This window comes from Tenacibaculum profundicola (assembly GCF_057220795.1).
This window is the reverse complement of the sequence record NZ_CM170137.1, coordinates 1149780-1170015: the sequence shown is the minus strand read 5'-3', so window position 1 is coordinate 1170015 and position 20236 is coordinate 1149780. Positions and strand designations below refer to the sequence as shown.

The 20236-nt window shown below is 32.7% G+C and carries 17 protein-coding genes and 1 other RNA gene; 7 read left to right on the top strand and 11 right to left on the bottom strand.

The features are described 5' to 3' along the window. Positions 1 to 66: 66 nt before the first annotated feature. Together lgt and AC2TDS_RS04830 are read left to right on the top strand one after the other, a co-directional pair. Positions 67 to 930, top strand: a complete 864-nt coding sequence (lgt, locus tag AC2TDS_RS04835) for a prolipoprotein diacylglyceryl transferase (protein ID WP_484737994.1) — start codon at positions 67 to 69, stop codon at positions 928 to 930. Between the two features lie 161 nt (positions 931 to 1091). Further along, positions 1092 to 1505 (top strand): DUF2541 family protein, encoded by a 414-nt coding sequence (locus tag AC2TDS_RS04830; protein WP_484737993.1) that lies wholly within the window; start codon positions 1092 to 1094, stop codon positions 1503 to 1505. Positions 1506 to 1887: 382 nt separating this feature from the next. Here AC2TDS_RS04830 and AC2TDS_RS04825 read toward each other — a convergent pair whose 3' ends face one another. Together AC2TDS_RS04825 and AC2TDS_RS04820 are read right to left on the bottom strand one after the other, a co-directional pair. Then, complete coding sequence (locus AC2TDS_RS04825; protein ID WP_484737992.1) at positions 1888 to 4335, bottom strand: TonB-dependent receptor; 2448 nt, start codon at positions 4333 to 4335, stop codon at positions 1888 to 1890. 12 nt (positions 4336 to 4347) lie between these two features. Next, entirely contained in the window at positions 4348 to 6039 is a 1692-nt protein-coding gene (locus AC2TDS_RS04820; RefSeq protein WP_484737991.1) for a M23 family metallopeptidase, read from the bottom strand. A gap of 147 nt (positions 6040 to 6186) precedes the next feature. On the opposite strand from AC2TDS_RS04820, the gene AC2TDS_RS04815 reads away from it, so the two are divergent. The 4 genes from AC2TDS_RS04815 (at position 6187) to rny (ending at position 8561) form a co-directional block, all read left to right on the top strand. Continuing rightward, a complete protein-coding gene (locus tag AC2TDS_RS04815) occupies positions 6187 to 6477 on the top strand; it encodes a coiled-coil domain-containing protein (RefSeq protein ID WP_484737990.1) in 291 nt (96 codons plus the stop codon). Positions 6478 to 6488: 11 nt separating this feature from the next. Next, positions 6489 to 6776 (top strand): cell division protein ZapA, encoded by a 288-nt coding sequence (locus AC2TDS_RS04810; RefSeq protein ID WP_484737989.1) that lies wholly within the window; start codon positions 6489 to 6491, stop codon positions 6774 to 6776. Between the two features lie 63 nt (positions 6777 to 6839). Further along, a non-coding RNA gene (gene ssrS, locus AC2TDS_RS04805) (6S RNA) lies at positions 6840 to 6948 on the top strand. Positions 6949 to 6995: 47 nt separating this feature from the next. Continuing rightward, entirely contained in the window at positions 6996 to 8561 is a 1566-nt protein-coding gene (gene rny, locus AC2TDS_RS04800) for a ribonuclease Y (protein ID WP_484737988.1), read from the top strand. Positions 8562 to 8662: 101 nt separating this feature from the next. Here rny and AC2TDS_RS04795 read toward each other — a convergent pair whose 3' ends face one another. The 3 genes from AC2TDS_RS04795 to AC2TDS_RS04785 all read right to left on the bottom strand — a co-directional run bounded on the left by AC2TDS_RS04795 (position 8663) and on the right by AC2TDS_RS04785 (position 13540). After that, entirely contained in the window at positions 8663 to 9796 is a 1134-nt protein-coding gene (locus AC2TDS_RS04795; RefSeq protein WP_484737987.1) for a trypsin-like serine peptidase, read from the bottom strand. Then, a complete protein-coding gene (locus tag AC2TDS_RS04790) occupies positions 9796 to 12600 on the bottom strand; it encodes a hypothetical protein (protein ID WP_484737986.1) in 2805 nt (934 codons plus the stop codon). The genes AC2TDS_RS04795 and AC2TDS_RS04790 overlap by 1 nt, the downstream gene beginning before the upstream one ends. A 205-nt stretch (positions 12601 to 12805) precedes the next feature. Further along, positions 12806 to 13540 (bottom strand): hypothetical protein, encoded by a 735-nt coding sequence (locus AC2TDS_RS04785; RefSeq protein WP_484737985.1) that lies wholly within the window; start codon positions 13538 to 13540, stop codon positions 12806 to 12808. A 228-nt stretch (positions 13541 to 13768) separates the two neighbouring features. Between AC2TDS_RS04785 and AC2TDS_RS04780 the strand changes: the two genes are divergently transcribed. Further along, positions 13769 to 14278 carry a DinB family protein gene (locus AC2TDS_RS04780; RefSeq protein ID WP_484737984.1) on the top strand — a complete coding sequence of 170 codons (510 nt, stop codon included), beginning with the start codon at positions 13769 to 13771 and terminating at the stop codon, positions 14276 to 14278. Positions 14279 to 14334: 56 nt separating this feature from the next. Here AC2TDS_RS04780 and AC2TDS_RS04775 read toward each other — a convergent pair whose 3' ends face one another. The 6 genes from AC2TDS_RS04775 to AC2TDS_RS04750 all read right to left on the bottom strand — a co-directional run bounded on the left by AC2TDS_RS04775 (position 14335) and on the right by AC2TDS_RS04750 (position 19997). Then, positions 14335 to 15504, bottom strand: coding sequence for a T9SS type B sorting domain-containing protein (locus tag AC2TDS_RS04775; RefSeq protein ID WP_484737983.1), 1170 nt, complete (start codon positions 15502 to 15504; stop codon positions 14335 to 14337). 599 nt (positions 15505 to 16103) lie between these two features. Beyond that, positions 16104 to 16862, bottom strand: a complete 759-nt coding sequence (locus AC2TDS_RS04770) for a hypothetical protein (RefSeq protein ID WP_484737982.1) — start codon at positions 16860 to 16862, stop codon at positions 16104 to 16106. A gap of 149 nt (positions 16863 to 17011) precedes the next feature. Next, positions 17012 to 17881 carry a hypothetical protein gene (locus AC2TDS_RS04765; RefSeq protein WP_484737981.1) on the bottom strand — a complete coding sequence of 290 codons (870 nt, stop codon included), beginning with the start codon at positions 17879 to 17881 and terminating at the stop codon, positions 17012 to 17014. After that, on the bottom strand, positions 17878 to 18594 hold the full coding sequence (locus tag AC2TDS_RS04760; protein WP_484737980.1) for a hypothetical protein: 717 nt from the start codon (positions 18592 to 18594) through the stop codon (positions 17878 to 17880). The genes AC2TDS_RS04765 and AC2TDS_RS04760 overlap by 4 nt, the downstream gene beginning before the upstream one ends. Next, positions 18591 to 19301, bottom strand: a complete 711-nt coding sequence (locus AC2TDS_RS04755; protein ID WP_484737979.1) for a phage tail-like protein — start codon at positions 19299 to 19301, stop codon at positions 18591 to 18593. Before AC2TDS_RS04755 ends, AC2TDS_RS04760 begins: the two co-directional genes overlap by 4 nt. Before the next feature lie 33 nt (positions 19302 to 19334). Then, complete coding sequence (locus tag AC2TDS_RS04750; protein WP_484737978.1) at positions 19335 to 19997, bottom strand: hypothetical protein; 663 nt, start codon at positions 19995 to 19997, stop codon at positions 19335 to 19337. Positions 19998 to 20236: the final 239 nt, after the last annotated feature.

Here is a 20236-nt window from a genome sequence, read left to right as displayed (position 1 = left end):
AAGGTAAACTTTTTAGAGTAGGCAATTATTTTGTGTTACTTGTAATGACAAATAAATTAAGAGTATATGACTTTTTTATCCATAGTTTGGGATTGGGATCCCGAAATTTTTAAAATAGGTAGTTTTGGTATTAGATGGTACAGTTTAATGTTTGTGCTAGCCTTTGTGCTAGGATTGCATTTAATGAAAAAAATATTTATTGAAGATAAAATTTCAGTTGAAAAATTAGACCCGCTTTTTATGTATGTGTTTGTTTCTATGTTGATAGGGATGCGTTTGGGTGATGTTTTATTTTACAGTTGGGATTATTATCAACATAATTTATTAGAAATTATTTTACCAATTAAAAAACAAGAGGGGGCAACCGCTTTGTTTGGATTGTTAAAAGGATGGAGATTTACCGGATTTACTGGGTTTGCGAGCCATGGAGCGGCAATAGCCATACCTATTGCATTATACTTTTATGCAAAAAAGCATTTGCAAAAGTCGTGGTTGTTTATTTTAGACCGATTGGGAATTATGGTGGCTTTGGCTGGTTTTTTTATTCGTTTTGGTAACTTTTTTAATTCTGAAATATATGGTAAACCAACAGGATCAAGCTTTGGGGTAATCTTTAAAAGAGCAGGAGAAATTGAAGCTCGTTACCCTACACAGTTATTTGAAGCATTTAGTTATTTAGCTTTATTTTTTGTGCTTTGGTTTTTTTATTGGAAAACAGATAAGAAGCAACAAAAAGGATTTTTATTCGGAGTATTTATGGTAGGCTTATGGTCACTTAGATTCTTTATAGAGTTCTTAAAAGAAGCGCAGGTGAAAGGTAGAGAAGATTGGGTGTTTAATTCGCTAAATACAGGGCAGGTTTTAAGTATTCCTTTAGTTTTAATTGGGGTGTGGTTAATGTTTAAAAAATCGAAAAACACAGATTCATAAATTGATATAGATACACTTAATTTTAAACTTTTTTTTTGTTTCGAGGTCTAAAGGGTAAACCCATCAATACTATCGATGATTTTTTTCTAGTGAAAAAGAAAGAGAAAAATAACATTTAGTACACTAATTTTAATGGGTAAATGGTTTAAAAAACAGATGATATGAGATTAACAATTTTATGGACCATAGTAATTGGTTTAATGTGTAGTAATACTACGCTAGCAGAACAGGGAAAAATAGTTAAAGCTGAGGTAAACGACTGGACGCTTTTAGGGAGTAAGTTAGTAAGTAAGAAGCTTGAGAAAGACGTGTTATATATTGGAAGTTCAAAAGGTAAATTCTCCAAATTAAAGGTCAAAGTAACAGGTGGCAAGGTGTTTATGACTAGAATGGTTGTTGTTTATGGAAATGGAACCAAAGAGGAAATTCCTTTAAAATATGTTTTCAAGAAAGGAGCGGAATCAAGAATAATCGACTTAAAAGGAAAAAAGCGTTTTATAAAAAAAATCACCTTTATATACGATCGAAAAAATAATGCCAGAAAAGCGAAAGTTTGGGTGGCAGGAAAACGTTAGTAAAGTATTTTCTATTTAGATAAAAAAGTATCAAAGTGGGTCTAGCTCTTTATCGAGTTGAACCCGCTTTTTTTTACCCGAATTATGCAATAGAACTCGTTATGAGAAAGATAAGAGCAATAAAAGCAGTCCTTTCTCTGTTTTTTTTACACCCACTATGCTAAATTTTAAAGTATAACGAAGTGGTTGGTTTTACAACGGTTTCGTCCTAAAATAGATTTTCTATTGCATAATTCGGGTCTAATGTATTGTTTGGATAGAATACGGAGGTTTGTGTTCTTAATATAACGGTATTTAATATTGTTTTCTAATAGCTTTGGTTGCTACTTATGTATTGCTATCAATCAAAGTATAACGGCTCTTAGAGGTGTTAAAAATACACCTACAACTTCATTTTTACATTAAAATTTAAAACCCTTCCTGTCATGTAGTTAGGGATTCCGTATTGGCGTTTGCTATAGGCGTCTCTAACCCAAGTATTTGTAATGGCATTTCTAATGTCAAACATATTAAAAAGTTCTAAACCAACAGTAAACTCTTTAAAACGACTTAAAAACCCAGAAGATATCCGTTTATTATAGTCTGTCAAAACATAAGAAACACCAAGATCCGCTCTCTTGTAGTCATTTAATCGATTTTGGAATTGATATACATCGGCATAGGCAGGTGCACCGCCAGGGAGCCCTGTGTTGTAGACAATATTTAGGTAAGCTTTTAAATCAGGCAAATTGGGAACATAATCTTGAAACAATACCCCAAATTTTAAACGTTGGTCTGTTGGCCTGGCAATATACCCCTGATTATTGATGTTCTCTTCAGTTTTTAAATATCCAAAACTAACCCAACTGTCATTGCCTGGTACAAATTCACCATTTAGTCGAACATCTACTCCATAAGCATAAGCTTCGGTTGCATTATCAGCCCTATAACGTATACGTACATTGTCAATTGAATAGGCATTAACATCGGATAAGTTTTTATAATAGATTTCAGTGGTTAACTTAAAAGGACGTTTCCAAAGATCAAAACTATAATCGTTTCCTACTACCAAATGTATTGATTTCTGAGCTTTGACTTCTGGATGTACCTGCCCATCATAATCACGAAGTTCTTTATAGAATGGAGGCTGTGCGTACCAGCCACCAGAAACTCTAAACAGCATATCTTTGTCCCAATCAGGTTTTATAGCAAGTTGAGCTCTTGGGCTGAATACAAGATGGTTTATAGAGGTTTCATTTTGAGATGAAACGCTCCATTGATGAGCCCTAATACCAGCATTAAGCCAAACTTTATGATCTTCCCAAGTAGTTTTTCTACTAAATTGAATATAGCCTGATAGGCGATTAATATCGATGTTATTTTTGGCTTTTACGTTTTGATAGGGTTCTATTTCACCTGTAAAAGGTTCGTAAGGTTGATTGTTATTGATATGGTGATGAGGAGGGCGAACTGAAAAACCTAACGAGTCAATAACCTCCCATTCGTTAATTCGATCTTTTATATTTTCTCGTTGATATTTGATGCCAGCCCTCCATTCGTTGTTGCCATCTTTTAGTACAGCTCTTACTTGTGCAGAAGTTATTAAAGCATCCAGATCATTTCGGGCATGGTTAATTTGTGAACCGATTCCTTGAGAGAATTCTACTTCCCCAAAATTTTCGGAACCAATATTACTGTCTACCTCGCCTAAATTGTAGGCGGCTGCTATATCAAAATATTCCTCTTCTTGAGTGTTAAAAGACGAGAGCGTTCCTGTGATTTTTAAATCTTTATTGATTTGATAATCAGCTGAAAAAGCTCCGAACAGCGTCATGAACTGATCTTTCTCTTGACCTCTATAAAAAACGATTAGTTCTAATGGATTGGCAATGGTACCAAAGCGAGTTTTTCTGGTTAAGGGCTTATAGTTATAATTGTTTAGAGAGAAATTTCCTAAAAAATTTACTGTTAATTTCTCCGTTGCTTTGTATGATAGAAAAGTTTGCACATCGGTAAATTGTGGTCGAAAATTAACTTCAGTTTGTTTGCTGTTAACAAACAAACTATTATCACGGTATCGCACTCCTATAAGAGTACTCAGTTTTTTTTGAGCAAAATTGTCTTCCAGTGTTATACTTCCTCCTAATAAACTCAAGTCAATATGAGCTGCAAACTCTTTTGGTTTTCGGTAGGTGATATCTAATACTGACGATAATTTGTCACCGTATTTTGCTTGAAAGCCACCAGCAGAAAACTTAATATTTTGAATCATGTGGGTATTGATAAAACTCAAGCCTTCCTGCTGACCTGATCGGATTAAAAAAGGTCGATAAATTTCAATACCGTTTACATAGACTAAATTTTCATCAAAATTACCGCCTCTAACATTGTATTGGGTACTTAGCTCATTATTATTGCTTACACCAGGTAACGTCATTAAAACATTTTCAACACCAGCATTTGCTCCAATAAGGTTTTTAACCTTGTTAACATTGATCTTTGTAATTCCTTCTGCTTTTTGTCGGTCGTTTTTTACAACTACTACTTTGAGTTCTTGATTTATAGCTTTTAAGGTTGGTGAGAAATTAAAAGTTTTTTCGCCTCTTGCCGTAAATTTTTTCGATAGGGTTTTATAGGAAATATGTGTGAATATAACGTTTACCGTTTTGCGAATAGGAATAGAAAACTGATAGTTTCCGTTCTTATCAGTGGTTGTTCCTCTTTGTAAATATGATATAGCAACGCCTTCTATAGGAACATTGTTTTGATTAGTAATTGTACCCTTTACGAAAGCCGTTTTTTGTGCAATTATATACGTTGGAAATAAAAGTAGAATGATTAGTTTTTTCAAAATAGGATGTATTTACTTTTTAAAAAACGTAGCTTTTAATGTTTTCGTATTTCCTACGTTGTCAGAAACTACAATGTTAAAAATATGTTTGCTACCGACCAACTTTTTATCGCTAAAATCGTAGGTTAAAATTCCTTTTTTATGATTGTATTCCATTAAAACCCACTGATCATCTATGGTTGCTCGATAATCTCTAATTCCTGATTCTTGATCTTTTATTTTAACTCGCAAGCTTTTATTCTTAGAAACCCACTGACCGTCATAAAAATTGATCAATTTTATGATAGGTTTTTTGGAGTCATAGCGTAAAGTGTAATTCCCCAATACCTTTGTAGAGGTGTATACTTTATCTGCTTTTTTCTTCGTGGAAACATACCTTGGATATTTAAGGGTATTGATGTTGGCAATATACACTTGTTGTTTTTGCATGGCTGTTAAATGCGATGTATGAAACGTTAACGTATAACGTTTGTCTAATGGAATGGTAGGTTCATGAATTTTTGCAATTCCATTTTCTACGGTAAAATTTAAAAAACAATTTTCATAAAAGGTGTTTTTGGGAAAGGCAACTGTAATATTTTGTTGTTTAAACTTCACAAAGTTAGTGGCTACAATTTTGTAATTGGTGCTATCTCTTTGCTGGAAAATGGAGTTGCTCTTTATTCCTTTAACTGGAATTTTAACACGAGTGGTATTATTTTTTAAATCTTTGGCTATGATTTCAATATTGTAATTAGCGTTTTTGTCAACAATAATTTTTCCGTCATTTACTAAATCTTGGTATAAACTTAACTTATTGAATTTAGATTTGTGAGTTTTTTGATACCTTTTTTTGTACTTCTTGTAATGTTTGTAATCTATTAATAAGTTAATATATTTACTCTCGGCAAACGAAAATGTTTCAACATCATGATAGTAAACTCTACTGCCATTTACTTTCATTTCTAAGCTATAGATGCCGTTTTTGTTTGTGGCGCCATTAAGTCTATCAAAAACACGAATACCAAAACCAATGGTTCCGCTAGCATTTATTCTGTTGGTTACAAATTCGCCTTCTTTGATTTTTTTTAATTCCAACGTGGTTTTAGCAGCGCCGTTATTTATTCTAGCGTCATAGCTAAGAGGATAGGCAATTACGCTTTGAATAGTTGGCTTTATATGGTCTATGGGCTCTATTCCGAAAAGCAAAGGGTTTATGATTTTCTCTGTGGCGGAATCTCTTATTTCAAAATGTAAATGTGGGCCACCAGAACTACCAGTATCACCAGTATAGCCAATGAGTTGCCCTTTTGTGATAGGGAACGTATCTGGAGTTGGAAAGAGGTTTCCGATAGCATACTTTTCTTTTTTATATTGGTTTGTTTTTACGTATTGCTGCATGGAATCCTCAAATTTTTGTAAATGAGCAAATACCGTGGTGTATCCGTTTGGATGATCTATGTATAAAGCCTTACCAAAGCCATATTGACCGATTTTTATTCTAGAAACATAACCATTTGCTGGGGCATATATAGGGATGCCTTCTTTCCCTTGTGTTTTAATATCTATTCCTGAATGAAAATGATTGCTTCGTAATTCGCCAAAAGTACCAGATAAAATGACTGGAATTTTTAAAGGCGGCGTAAAATAATCTGTAGGATATTGTTGTTGAGCATGGCCAAACAGACTGATTAGAGTAACAAAAAGAGTAAAGTAAAGTTTCAAAATTGCAATAGTTTTTAGCAAAATTAGCAAAATTATTATAAAACTTCAGTATGTTAAAAGTCAGAAACTTACTAAAAAGCTGTAAAAATTTTGTTAACTTGATCTATATTGATAACTTTGTAAAAATAGTTTTATTCTCAAAGATAGATGAGTAACACTCAAGAAGCGGTTCATTTACTGGAAATTAAGCTAAAAAAGCTGTTATCCAATTATGAGTTTTTAAAGGAAGAAAATAAGATTTTGTTTCGAAATAATGCAAAGTTACATCATTTATTACAAGAGAAAGAGCAAGAATTAAAAGCAAAAGAAGAACAATATGATTTGTTAAAAGTTGCGAAAACTATTGAGGGCAGTGATAAAAACATAAGAGAAACAAAATTTAAAATAAATGCTTTGGTTAGAGAGATTGATAAATGCATCAAACTCTTGAGTACCTAAACGTTCTTTAGATGACAAAATTAAAAGTTAACGTTGTTATAGCTGGTAGAACTTACCCTTTGAGTGTGAATAATACTGAAGAAGAGGAAGGTATGCGTAAAGCAGCTAAGAATATTAACGAGCTAATTGCGAAATTTGAACAAAATTACGCAGTAGCAGATAAACAAGATGTGTTAGCTATGAGTGCGTTACAGTTTGCTTCTAAATTGGAAGTGATGTCAATAAGTAATGAAAAAGAGGAAAAAGAAGCATTGAAGAAAATAAAAGAGTTAATTGAGTTGTTAGATACTCAATTGTAAGAGTAAAGTTCTTTAAAATACAAAATATTAATATACTGCCTACATTAATACCTAGTTTAATAAACTCAACACTATTAAATTAAAAAGGATAAGTCGTGATTAGTAAAGTGAGCCAGCTTTGTTTTGGATTCTTGATCAATCAGTTAGTCCTAAACCTGTTTACCAGGAGTTTATAAAACCTTATTAATGTAGGCTTTTTTATACAATCAAATCAAAATTATGGAAGGAGTATTATTTCCTGTTTTAGCAGGAATTATAGGTTTGGCAATAGGTTTTCTTATTGCTAAAATGTTAGAGAAAACAAAAGCAAATAAATTAATACAAGAAACAAAAAAGGAAGCAAGAGGGATCGTAAAAGAAGCAAAGGTAGAAGCAGAAGCGATTAAAAAAGATAAAATATTACAAGCTAAAGAAAAGTTCATTGAGTTAAAAGCTGAGCATGAAAAAGTTATACTAACTAGAGAAAAGAAAGTATCGGATGTAGAGAAAAGAATTCGTGATAAAGAAAGTCAAGTGTCATCAGAGTTAGATAAGAATAAAAAGCTGAACAAAGAATTAGATAAGAAAGAGGCTGATTATGATTATAAAATTGGATTTCTAGAAAAGAAAGAAGCGGAAGTAGATAAAATTCATAAACGTCATGTGGATATGCTAGAGCAAATTTCTGGGTTTTCTGCAGATGAAGCTAAAACAGAATTAGTAGCATCGTTGAAAGAGGAGGCTAGAGCTGATGCCATGGCCTTTGTTCAAACGACAATTGAAGAAGCTAAAATGACTGCGCAACAAGAAGCACGTAAGGTGATTCTAAATACGATCCAACGAGTAGGGGTAGAGCAGGCTGTTGAAAATTGTGTTTCGGTATTTAACCTAGAGTCTGATGATGTGAAAGGTAGAATTATTGGAAGGGAAGGACGTAACATTAGAGCCCTTGAATCGGCTACAGGAGTAGAAATTATTGTTGATGATACCCCAGAAGCTATTATTTTATCTTGTTTTGATCCTGTACGTAGAGAAATAGCTAGGTTATCAATGCACAAGTTGGTTACAGACGGAAGAATTCATCCAGCTAGGATTGAAGAAATTGTTCGTAAAACAGAGAAGCAAATTAATCAAGAGATTATTGAAGTAGGAAAACGTACAGTTATTGATTTAGGAATTCATGGTTTACATCCTGAATTGATTAAAACGGTAGGTAGAATGAAATATAGATCTTCTTACGGGCAAAATTTATTGCAACACTCTCGTGAAGTAGCCAACCTTTGTGGAATTATGGCGGCAGAAATGAAACTTAATGTTAAAGCGGCAAAAAGGGCTGGTTTATTACATGATATAGGGAAAGTTCCTGAAACTGAAAGTGAATTACCGCATGCTTTATTGGGGATGCAATGGGCAGAAAAATATGGAGAAAAAGCTGATGTTTGTAATGCAATTGGTGCCCATCACGATGAAATTGAAATGAAAAGTTTAATAGCACCCATAGTCCAAGTTTGTGATGCGATTTCAGGAGCACGTCCAGGAGCTCGTAGACAGGTGTTAGATAGTTATATCCAACGTTTGAAAGATTTAGAGGATATTGCTTTTGGGTTTACAGGTGTGCAAAAAGCCTATGCTATTCAAGCAGGTCGTGAATTGCGTGTTATGGTTGAGAGTGCTAAGGTGAATGACACCAAAGCTGCTGAGTTATCATTTAATATTTCTCAAAAAATTCAAAATGATATGACCTACCCAGGTCAGGTGAAGGTAACTGTGATTCGTGAAACTAGAGCGGTTAATGTAGCCAAATAGATAGAGTATCAGAAAACAAAGATGTGACGTACTGAAATAGCGTTATAAAAATTACTAATTAAAAAACCCTAAGTTCACAACTTAGGGTTTTTTAATTAGTGTTATAGACGTGTGGTGATTTCTTCTATTCTAATTACTTTTTCACCTTTACATTTGGGGTATTTACAAGTGTTTAAATCGTAACAATTACCTGTAAAGGTATAGTCAATTTCGCCAGCTACAAGAACCCCAATTACAGAATGAGTGTTAAAATCGAGTACAGGAGAGCCTGAGTTTCCTTGAAAGGTATCTAAACTAGTGTAAAAATATTGATAATTACTATTGTTAAGAATGCCTGCATTCAGGGCGATTTTTTTGGGTAAGCCAGATGGATGCCCGATAGAATATATTTCATGATGTTTCTTCAAATTTCTTGAGTTGCCATAGACTAAAGAAGAACGTTCAGTTTTTCGATTAACCTTAAACATTAAAATATCAATATCGTCAAAATTATGAGTGATTTTGGTAGGGAAGAAAACTTTTTCTTTTGGGATGTAACTTTCGGTTAACTCTGGGTTTAGTTGATCGATTCCAAAAACAATAACATAGTCTGTAATTGGCCGCTGTATTACGTGTTTTGCAGTTATAAATTGATTGTTCTTAACGACAAAAGTAGTGCCTACACCAATAATCGGTTGATTAGAAAAAGGCAATTTATCGCATAAGTTTAAGACATCCTTACTTTTATTACTTTGAGTTTCTACTTTGTAATAATCATTTGAAATTTTAGCGATATTTTCTTTTTCTATGATCATAGCGACAGATTCATTCGCTAAGAGTAGTTCGTATTGCCAATCAATTTTCGGGTCTAATTGAAAAATCTCTATTCTACTGTCAAATGAAGAAGGACCTCTTAGTCTATTTTTGTTTGGTTCCACCTCCTTAGGACTTTCAAACACGCTTTCGTATATAGCCTTAGTAATTATTTCTTCCTGCTCTTCCTGCTCTTCTTGTTCTTGCTTTTTGCTCTTACTTTTTTGTTGTGATTGAATAATTTTTTTTAGTGCTCTTTTGTTATACGTTTTTAAGTCTATTTTTTTAAATGTTTCATTTTTTATGAAAAAAGCTCTTTTTTTTTCGTTGGAAAGAGCGTTAATTTCTTTTTTAGTTGAAGTCGTTTCTTTGTCTTCTTTCTCTTGACTAAAAAGGGCATTCCAGGATATTAATAATAAAATGATCATCGCATTTTTCATCATTACTTTCTGGGTTTATTGTGTAAATTGAAAATAGGAATATCCAAAACAACACCTATATTAAAGCTCCATGTTTCTCTTTCTTTAGAGTTTACCAAATCGTTATTTTCATAATCCAATTCAGGCCCATATTGAGTTCCTATGTTTATCGCAAAAGGTGATCTTGCTATAGGTAAGCTGAGGTATACCCCGGGAGAAAAGATGTTTTTAAAAGTATATTCTGAAGTACTTTCTACAGTGTCGTCGGTATTATTAAATCTAAATTTTAGAGGAGCAGCAATATCTATAATAGGAACAAATACATGCATTCCTTCAAAAAACAAATATTTCCCAGAAAAAAGTTTTGTTGAAATACCCACTGGCGCTGTTATTCCAGCCGATAAATTTGCTGATGTATTTGTTTCAATCCCTCCAATTAATCCGGGGTAGGAGTTAATAGAAACGTAACTACTGGCTTTTCGTTTTATAGCATAACTTCCTGTAGGTAATGCATAGGTGTATAAAGCTTTTTTTACATCGTCTGAATTTTCTGCATTGGCAATATTTCCTATAAATGAAATGATTTTCAGTGCATTTTTATTTTGTATTTTAATTGAATTAGCAACTATTGTTGGTAAATGAGTTTGTATAAGAGTTTTTAAGTTTTCCAATTCAATTATCGCCTTTTCTTCGTTTAGAATGTAGTCTTTAGCTGTTGTTAACAGGTAGATTTTAAATGAGTTGTTTATTTCATCGGCTACTTTTGAATCCAATTTGAAGGTCTTTATTAATGGATCCGTTATATTTATTGAAATCTTATTTGCTGTTAAGATGGTTTCTGTAATTTCTGTTACATCACCACTTATTTGTGTAGTAAATATATCTAGTTTATTTTTAATTGTATCAATCTTATCAGTGTTCAAACAAGTGTTTTTTAATTCTGTTATATTGTTTTTTAGAGTATTTAAATTCGGGTTTTGGCCAGTTGTATCAATATTCTCAATTAAATTGCTTACAGAGACAAGAATAAATCGAAAGTTATTTAGATCTTCTTTTTTTAGGTCATTGAAGTCATTTTTAAGTATTCTGAAATAACGGAGTAAATGTATGTTTTTTACTTCTTTAGCAAATTGATCGTAGTTACTTATAAAATCATCGTTTGTGCTTAATTTATAGGGTAATTCTAAAGTTTTGGTAATGGCACGGGCGTATCTTTTTTTCTGTAAGTCAAAGACGATTGCATTGACATTTTTTGCAGTGGAAATATAATTGTTAATACCATTTGATGTTGTTTCTCCTTGATTGGTTTTGATTTGTTGAATAAGTAATTGACCACTGACATTAACTTGATGAACAAAATCGATAAAATCATTTACAAAATTATACGTTTGTTCTGGGGTTACTTTTTTAGTATCGTCTTTGTTTATACTTTTAATGGTTTTTGCTTCTTGATAAATTTTTTCGGCATTTTTTACAATGCTAGAAAACTGATTGGTAATGGTTTTTACCTTATCGATATTTTGATTAATTTTTTTTACGGATAGATTGTTTGTATTCCATAGCTTAAAAAGCTCTTTTTGGGTAGTTGTGTTTTCAAATTGTATATTGTAGAATTTAATATCTTGTTGGTGTAAAAAGCCAAAGAAGAGCATAAAAAAGGTAGGTTTAGAACCATAATTACTCATGAATTTGGTAGTAACGAAACGTAGTTCTCCATTTTCGACGATGGTCAAACTATGTGCTAATAAATTAATTAATTTAATGGAGTTTACAATGTTTCTTCTGTTAGCATCTTTAGCGTTTTCACCCCATTTCATAATTTCTTCATTTTGCAAAAGTAAATCAAAAAAATCTACTGGATTTTCTAGTTTTGAAAACTCTGGGAAAATGTTAAAAGCTTCAAATGCCAGCGTTAAATCTGGATTTTGATCAATTAATTTTTCGAAACGATAGGTGTTCTTTAAATTATAAGCATTATGCAATAAGTTATTTAAATCTTCTTCAATATGTTGTTTTAGATTATTTGTTAAATTTAGGATCTCATTAGCATCAAATTGGTTAATGAAATCTACAGTTTTTGGTAATAAAACGACTAGATCGTTTAAAATACTGGTAGGCGCTGGGTCTTTCAGTTCAGATTGAATGTTTTCAACTACGTAGTTGGTTAATTCTTCTTTAATGCGTTCTGCTAAAAATGTACTCAAACCATCAATTAGAGTTTCGAAAACTAAGCTACCACCAATAAAAGGTATCGATTTTTGTATAGCTGCATTGTCATTAATAGTAGCAAACTGATCGCTGCCATCTTGAATAATGGTTTTGTATTTCGTTATGAACTTACTGAGGATGTAGCTTAAATAGGTATCGTTGTTATTTGTACCTTTATAAAGTATTTGTAATTTTTCTAACTCTGTATTATTTTTTTCAATTTTCAACGAATCAATTTCTTTTTCAAGTGAAGCGATATCATCAAATAATTTTCGTTCCTCTTTGCTTACATAGTTAGAAATTCTCCCATCAAAGTAGCTTTTATTAAGCTTTTTTTTAGAAGTTAACTCTGTGTTTTTAGAGGTGATCTTATTATTAAGGACTTTCAAATCAGAAATATCAAGAGAATCATTATTGGCTAAGTAGTTCTTAAAAATACTAAGAACAGTTCTTTGATTATCAATAATAGGTTTAAGATCTAGGGTAGCGTCAGAAGAAGAATAGTCTTTCTCTAATAAATCAATTAAGGTAGCACAATGGCCAGATATAGGAGCTGATTTTTGTGAAAAAGTAAATTGAGTGAATGTTAAAAAAACAAATAGTAGCTTGTAGGTTTTCATAGTTAGTTAACTGTTAGGTCGATATAAATGTATTTATTATCAATTGTATAAACAAATATTTTTTAGAACTTATATCCTAGGGGCTCAAAACGAAAACAACCATCAAAACTTATTTTTGATGGTTGTTTTATAAAACTCTTATTAATATTTTGTTTTTATGAAACGGAAAATATTAAGAGGAGTTTATTGAAATGGGTTTTACTTTCTATCTATTTCTTCTCGATTTTCCAGTTTTTTCAGAATTGGTTTTGTTACGATTTGAAGTATTGCTATTTCTTTTACTTTTTCTTCTCTTCAAAACTTTACTTCGTTTACCTATTGTAGCATTAGGAACAGCTTTATAGTAGTAGAAATGTTTATCTTCTTTAAATTTACGGTAATTATTTCTAAAATCTCTTCTGTAAAAATAGACGTCATCATACTCATATATTGTGCCTATATTAATGCCGATATCGAGATTAAAATTAGGGTCGTAAGTATCGTAACAACCATTTTGGAAAGCTTTAACACGTCCTTTATAGTAAGGTACTCCGTACCTGTCATAGTTTACATGTAAATTTCCAACTTTAGTCAATAGCCCTCTTCTATATCTTATGAATACGTTTCCAATTCTTGTCACATTGCCTTTATAACTATAGTTAACAAACACATTTCCAACACGTCTAATTCTGCCTTTATAATCGCGTTCTATACGAATGCCTCTGTTGATTTTTGTTCTTCTACCAGAATAATCTATATATCTTGTGTTTTTATAATGTGCATTAAAGTCAAAATCGCCATTTAAAAACACATGGAATTGTACTCCTCTTTCTATAAAGGTTACGGCGTCATTGTTGTAACGAATGTTCTCCTCAATTTTGAAGCTTGAACTTTCTAGATTATTTGCTTGTATAGGTACAAATAACATCGTTGTTAATAAAAATAGAATTCCTGTTTTCATAATTCATTCATTTTAGGATGATGCTTACTCTATTTGCTTTTCAGCCTCCGCATGTCTTGTTGTTTTTCAAATTGTGTGCCAAAAAAATGTAACAGAGCTAACGAAGCAGTTTTTTTGTGATTAATATGTTCTTTTGTAGTGTTTTATAAATGAATTAAAAATGTTTGTAAATTACTTGTAAAATACGCTATATTTATACGACATACTTTTAGAAATTAATTTTTTAGAATGATTGAAGCTATTGATACAAACTTAAGACGTGGTATAAAATTATTGAATAACATTTCAGATAAAGAGTATAATAATACATCTGTAGCACCTTACTATTCTAGTATTGGAACACATATGCGTCATGTGCTGGATCTATTTTCTTGTATTGTTATAGGATGGGAAGATTCAAGTGTTGATTTTTCTAAAAGAGAAAGAAATAGGTTGGCGGAAGAAAAAATAGTTGAGGGTATTCAATATTTCGAAAAGGTACTAGCAGATTTAAACAGGTTGAAATCCGTTGATTTTAATCGACTCATTGATGTAACTGATGATTTAGGAACGGGAAGCGTAACCGTTAAATATACTTTAGGAAGTGCTTTAATTCAGGCTCACAGCCATGCCATCCATCATTTTGCAAGTGTAGGTTTTATAATTCATCAATTAGGAATTGAATTACCAGATGCTGATTTTGGCTATAATCCTACCACTCCCAAAGTAAAATCAGTAGATAATATACTTTCTAAGTAGATTAACAAATGTTGTTTTTAATTAATTACTAAATAAAATACCTATTATTGGATTAATTATCTATGGATGTAAATCCACCCTTTTCTGTTTTTGGTCAAATTATCATCATCACCTAGTTCGAGCGTATAGAAGTAGGTACCAACAGGTAAATCCTTTTTCTCATCTATAGTTGCTCTACCTTGCGATTTCCCTCTCCAGTCATTTTTATAATTGGTTGCTTTATAAACTACATTACCCCATCGATTGAAAACAATTAACTCATTACTGCTGTATTGTTCTAAGCCTTCAAATACAAGTGTATCATTATCAGAATCTCCGTTATTTGGAGTGAAAATTAAATTAATATCAGAAAGTTGACCCCCATCATATTCAGATCCTATAGTTATGATTTCATAATCGTCAGGTATAAATGTATTAGAAGTTACTTTACCGCTAGAAAGATCTCCTTCAACAGCAGTTCTTCCTAAATCAACCCATATATTTTCAAGTTTACTCCAACCAACTACTCTAAGATTACCAATGTTAGGGTTGATATCACTAATATTGCTATTAGTATCCCAAGTTAATGAAACTGTTACTTCAGCTAAACCGTCTAAATCCCAAAATTCTATAGTACTTATGTTCTCAATAAATATTTGTTTTTGTGATGTTGTAAAGGCTTGAGAGTAATAACCAGGAGGTGTACTAGGGTTGTAAAAAAAGTATGCGCCATTAAAGAGGTTGTTTTGATTATCACAAGAGATAATCATGGGTCTTATTCTGTTATCATCACCAATAGGAAAAGTGAATTCATTCGAACCTGTAACAGAAGCATAACCGTCTACATGTCTTAGATCATCTTCACCCACATATAAAAGATGATTGATATAATCCAGCGAAACGTTATTACCATTTCGAGGGGTAAAAACTTTACCTGTTAGAAAAGTCATTTCATTAGTTACACCTAACGAAGTATACAATTCGACATCATTAATTGCATCTATTTCTACATCGTGAAATACAGCTCTATTGTTACCAGAAACACTTCTTATTTCATTATCGCTGTAAAATCCAGCAACCCCAGAATTGTCGTTGTCAAAGGTACCGTCATTAATAAAATCTGTGTGAAACCCGATACCAGCATCTGCATGCATTTTTATTTCACCAAAATTGTGAAAAGCACTTTGTCCGATGACAAGTGAAGGCATAGCTATAGCTATAGCCCATATAGATAAAAAATTCTTCATAATACCCCCGTATTTTTGTTATTTTTTATTGTTATTGTATGTATTAATAATTTACATATTCATATTTTTAATAATCAATAGTTTAGGTCTGTCATTTTAATAGAATTACAAATGTACTAATAATTTTCATTACACATAATTTAGACACCATTTTTTGGGGAGAAAATGACAGAATATTTTGTTTTTTCATAATTAGAACCTGTTTAAAACAGTAAAATTCAAATAAATACAATTTTAAAATCGTACTCGGATAGATGTATTCATCATATAGCGCACCGTTTTTCTGGTATTTCAATGTTATTCTGATGTACACATTGTAGTGGGGGCTACTATTATTAACTAGAATTTCATATTCATGCACGTACATTACGCTCTATTAAATCACTCTAAATAAAAAAGGTCTTTTTGAAGGGATATGTTATAAAACCAAACAATGCAGTTTAGTATTCATATTTGTAATAAGCCTTTTATTAAGTTATTATTACATTGGAAATGTAAACCTAGTTATTTTTATGATAGTTCGAAGAGATGTTTCGATAATTTACATGTTAACTTCGATTAATGGATGTCATGTTAGCTCTTTATAAACATCCGTTTCGCTATAAGCCCCAAAACAGCATTGAGTTATTCTCAATTCCTTGATATTCGACAGCACTGATATTTGTGCTATACATAATGAATTCTCTAAAACTGGTGGTAGAGTGATGTGACGGTTGACTTCCATTGGCCCAGCCTATAGTAAAATCTTCAGTTCTACTACAACTATTCGTTGTGAAGATTTCATTAAACAATTCAACGCCATCTGATCTAATTATAGAGTTCGTGCCTGTTTTTATAAACGTGTATAGCTTCCATATTTCTGCATTCGTGTTATTTTGTGCACTCCGTGTTGCAGTACAACAATATCCTGGGTCAAAATAGATATTATTATCAGTCCAATTAATATGTGCTGACCATCTGTCCAAGCCCCATAAAACACCAAAAGAATGTTGCGGTCTATGGGTTGCTTTTGCAATCGTAATAACTGTTCCTTGATTCCCCGCATTTGTCACATCTTGAATGCCATTAGGTGTGTCAATAAGTAAATGATCATCAGAACCATCTCCTTGAAAATAAGGAGTGGTTGCGTCAGGGTAAAAACGAGGTTGTCTATTAATATCAGTTTGAATGGCATCTCTGTTTAAACCACTCTGGTCGTACCAAGTATGAACGTACACATTACTCGAATTTCTCCAAGTATTGATAGCGTCAATATCTACAATATCATTGTCATCCCACCCAAAATCTTGTTCAGCATCATCACTAGTTCTTCGTAATCTAATAAGAGGCCCATCATAATCACTTTCTAATACCCTCATTGAAAAGGCAAAACTAATATTAGTTAGTTTTGCATCGAGTATATGAGAAGGCTTTAATGTTGGGTACTGGTTATAATGTGCAATTTGACAATGGATACAAAAAGAAACAAAACAGAAAATTAGGGTGATAGTCCTTTGTTTAATCATCATTACCTTCTTAAATCTCCCGTTAAATGAAAATTGTTCGTACCGGTGGCTAGCAGACCGGCTCCAGCGTCTTTACCTGCAGTTTTAAAGCGTAAAAGTCTATTCAAAACGGACACACCTCCACTACCATTTATGGTAATTTTACCCGTGTTTATTTGATAAATGCTTATATTAAATCCAACAGGTAATCCGTTAGGTACTGTTAATGTTAGATCTGTAGTACTGTTAAAAGTAAATACTTTTCCGTTGTCTGCTGCTGTTAATGTGTAATCTGCGGTTTTATTAACCACTTCAACAGATAAATCTTTCCATATGGTCCCTGTAGCTGTTGAAGTTAATATTTCTCCATTGTTTCCAGTGGTACCATTACTGTCAGTATATGATCCCATAACAATAATGTTATTGCTAATTGTGGTATCTCCATTCAGTGTAATACCATTGGCTGTTGCCGTTAAGGTGAGTCCAAGCGCTCCAGAAACTTGAGTCGTACTTCCTGTGGAACTGAGTTCTAAGGCTCCCGTAGCAAATAATTGCGACGAGTTAGTACTAAACAGCTGGAAAGAATCTAAATTGTTAAATGTTAAAGAATTTCCTCCACCATTTAAAATTCTTGAATTGCTTAAGGTGCCATCAGTATTATAGATGTTTGTTGAAAAACCGGCGGGGTTTACCCAAGTTGTGCCATTAAAAAAATAGATGTTTTTTTCCGCTAAATTGTAAAGAAAGGAACCTTCTCTAACTCCGGTAATTCCGTTCATTTCACTGTTGTCTGTTGCGGTTGGGATTCCCATTACGGAGTTAGCGTCAATTTGAGCTACAACGTATTGAGTAAAAAATAAGACTGCTACTAGAAATAATTTTGACTTTCTCATAATCCTAAATAAATAAATGTGTTAACGATTAAATAAGGTTGATATCTTTCAAAAGCTTGGTTATTTCCTCCGCTATTAACCGTAACTGTATGGTTATGGTCACCGGAAGAATTAGTAGTAGTATTTCCGTTTTGATTAAAAAACGTTCTATTGTCGTCGGCATTGTTTCGTACTCTTTGGGCGCTTATAGTTCTGTTTATATTGTGTGTGTGGTCGCCGTCGGTAGTTGTTGTGCCGGTAAAATTAATATTTGGTAAGTTTTCTTGAATTAAAATAGTGTTTACTTTACCTCCTGTATCAGCAATATTTTGACCAAGTGAGGGGTGTTTTAATATTCTATCTTCAGAATTTGGAAGATTCGACGCAAAACCCAAGTTTGTGGCATTAGTTTGGGCATTTGCAGGTAATGTGTTTATAGCCCTACCATCAAGGATATACCATCCTGAGTGGTCAGCGGTTTGTATGCCATATTTAATTTCTCCAAAGGATATGTTCACCTGATTAACCATGATCCAATTAGTACCATCGAAAATATGAATTGTTTTATTATTCATGTTATAAACCATTGACCCTTCTGCTACTACTCCTGTTACACTGTTCATACTGGTATTATCAGATACAGTAGAGGTACCTATTACGGAGCTAGCATCAATCTGAGCAATTATTAATTGCGTAAAGAAAAGGAAAATAATATGATTAATATAATTTTTCATGAACCTAGGTAAATAAATGTATTAAAAACTATATAGGGTTGATACCGCTCAAAGGCTTGATCACCACCTCCGCTACTTACGGTAACCGTGTGGTTATGATCTCCAGAGCTACTTGTATTCGTGTTTCCATTTTGATTGAAAAATGTTCTATCGGCATCGCTGTTGTGCCTTACTCGATCTGTACCTATCGCTCTATTTATGGTATGGTTATGGTCGCCATCAATCGTTGTTGTTCCTGCGAAGGTAACATTAGGAAGATTTGCTTGACTTAAGGTGGTGTTTGCTTGGCCTCCTGTGTCTCCAATATTCTGACCAATAGCGGGATGTTTTAATACTCTGTCTTGAGCATCTGGTAAATTCGTGGTAAAACCCAAAGTAATAGCATTGGTCTCAGCTGTGGTTGATAAAGTGTTTATCGCTCGGCCATTAAGTATATACCATCCAGCATGATCAGCCGTTTGAGCACTGTACTTTATATCTCCATACGTGTTTTTTTCTTTATTTACTGAAGTCCAGTTAGCTCCGTCAAAAATGTAAATATTTTTTCGGGCAATATTATAAACCATTGAGCCTTCAGATGCTCCAGTAATGCCATTCATTTCAGCATCGTTAACCGTTGTTGGTAACCCAATAAGAGAGTCGGCATCTATTTGTGCAACAGCGCCGAGGTTAATCAATCCTATAATTCCAAAAATAATACTCCTCATAGTTATAGTTAATATATTCTAAGATAATCTATTTTATTTGTATGCAGTAAATAAAACTACCAAATTTTCCGTATTGGTAGCACCGGTTTTAGTGATGTCCAACGTAAAACCATCTGCATTAAATGATGTTAAGGAAGCGCTTATGATACCCAGATTATCACCATTCTGATTTGCATATCTTATAGCAATACAGTTTGAATCACTAGCGTACCTTGAGATATCGTTAATTGAATTTCCACTTCCTCCAACATATATAACCTGTTCTGTGATTATACCACCGGTATTTCTGGCAAAACCATTCATAGAGCCGTAAGCATTATTAACGCCTGAATTATTGTTACCCACTCCGTTATCACTGTTTAGATTTAAGGTTTCTACATTGGCGTGTGCAGCGAAAGTAATTTGAGATGGGGCAAAAGGTAAGCCGGTCACCGCTTGATTACCGGCATTTGTTATAATAAATGCTCCTACGTATACATTTGGCGAAATGCTCATTTCTTGCCAGCCAGAACTTGTGTATTCTACAACTCGATCTTTATCAGTATCGAAAGCCATGCTTCCTAGTTCTGGTGATGCTATTGCGTTTAATTCTGTCGTAGTTGCTTGAGGTAAGCCAACAAGAGAGCCCTCATCTATTTGTGCAATTGATTGTTGAACAAAGAAATAAACTAACAGAATGTAAATTTTTTTTGTCATTTTATTATTGTTGTTTTGCCAAGAAATCTTCCCATTTTAAATCCGAATGGTTTTATTATTCCATGACCTTTTTGTCATTATTAGATTAAATTTTTAAGATTGGGTGTTATACTTCTATTTTATATTCATAAATATTTTTTGTTAATTAACCCACTAGTATTACTCAGAAGCATGGATAAGAACGTTTGAATGCTATTTTGAATTCTAAACTCCATCATGTTACGTATAAAAAGTGATTC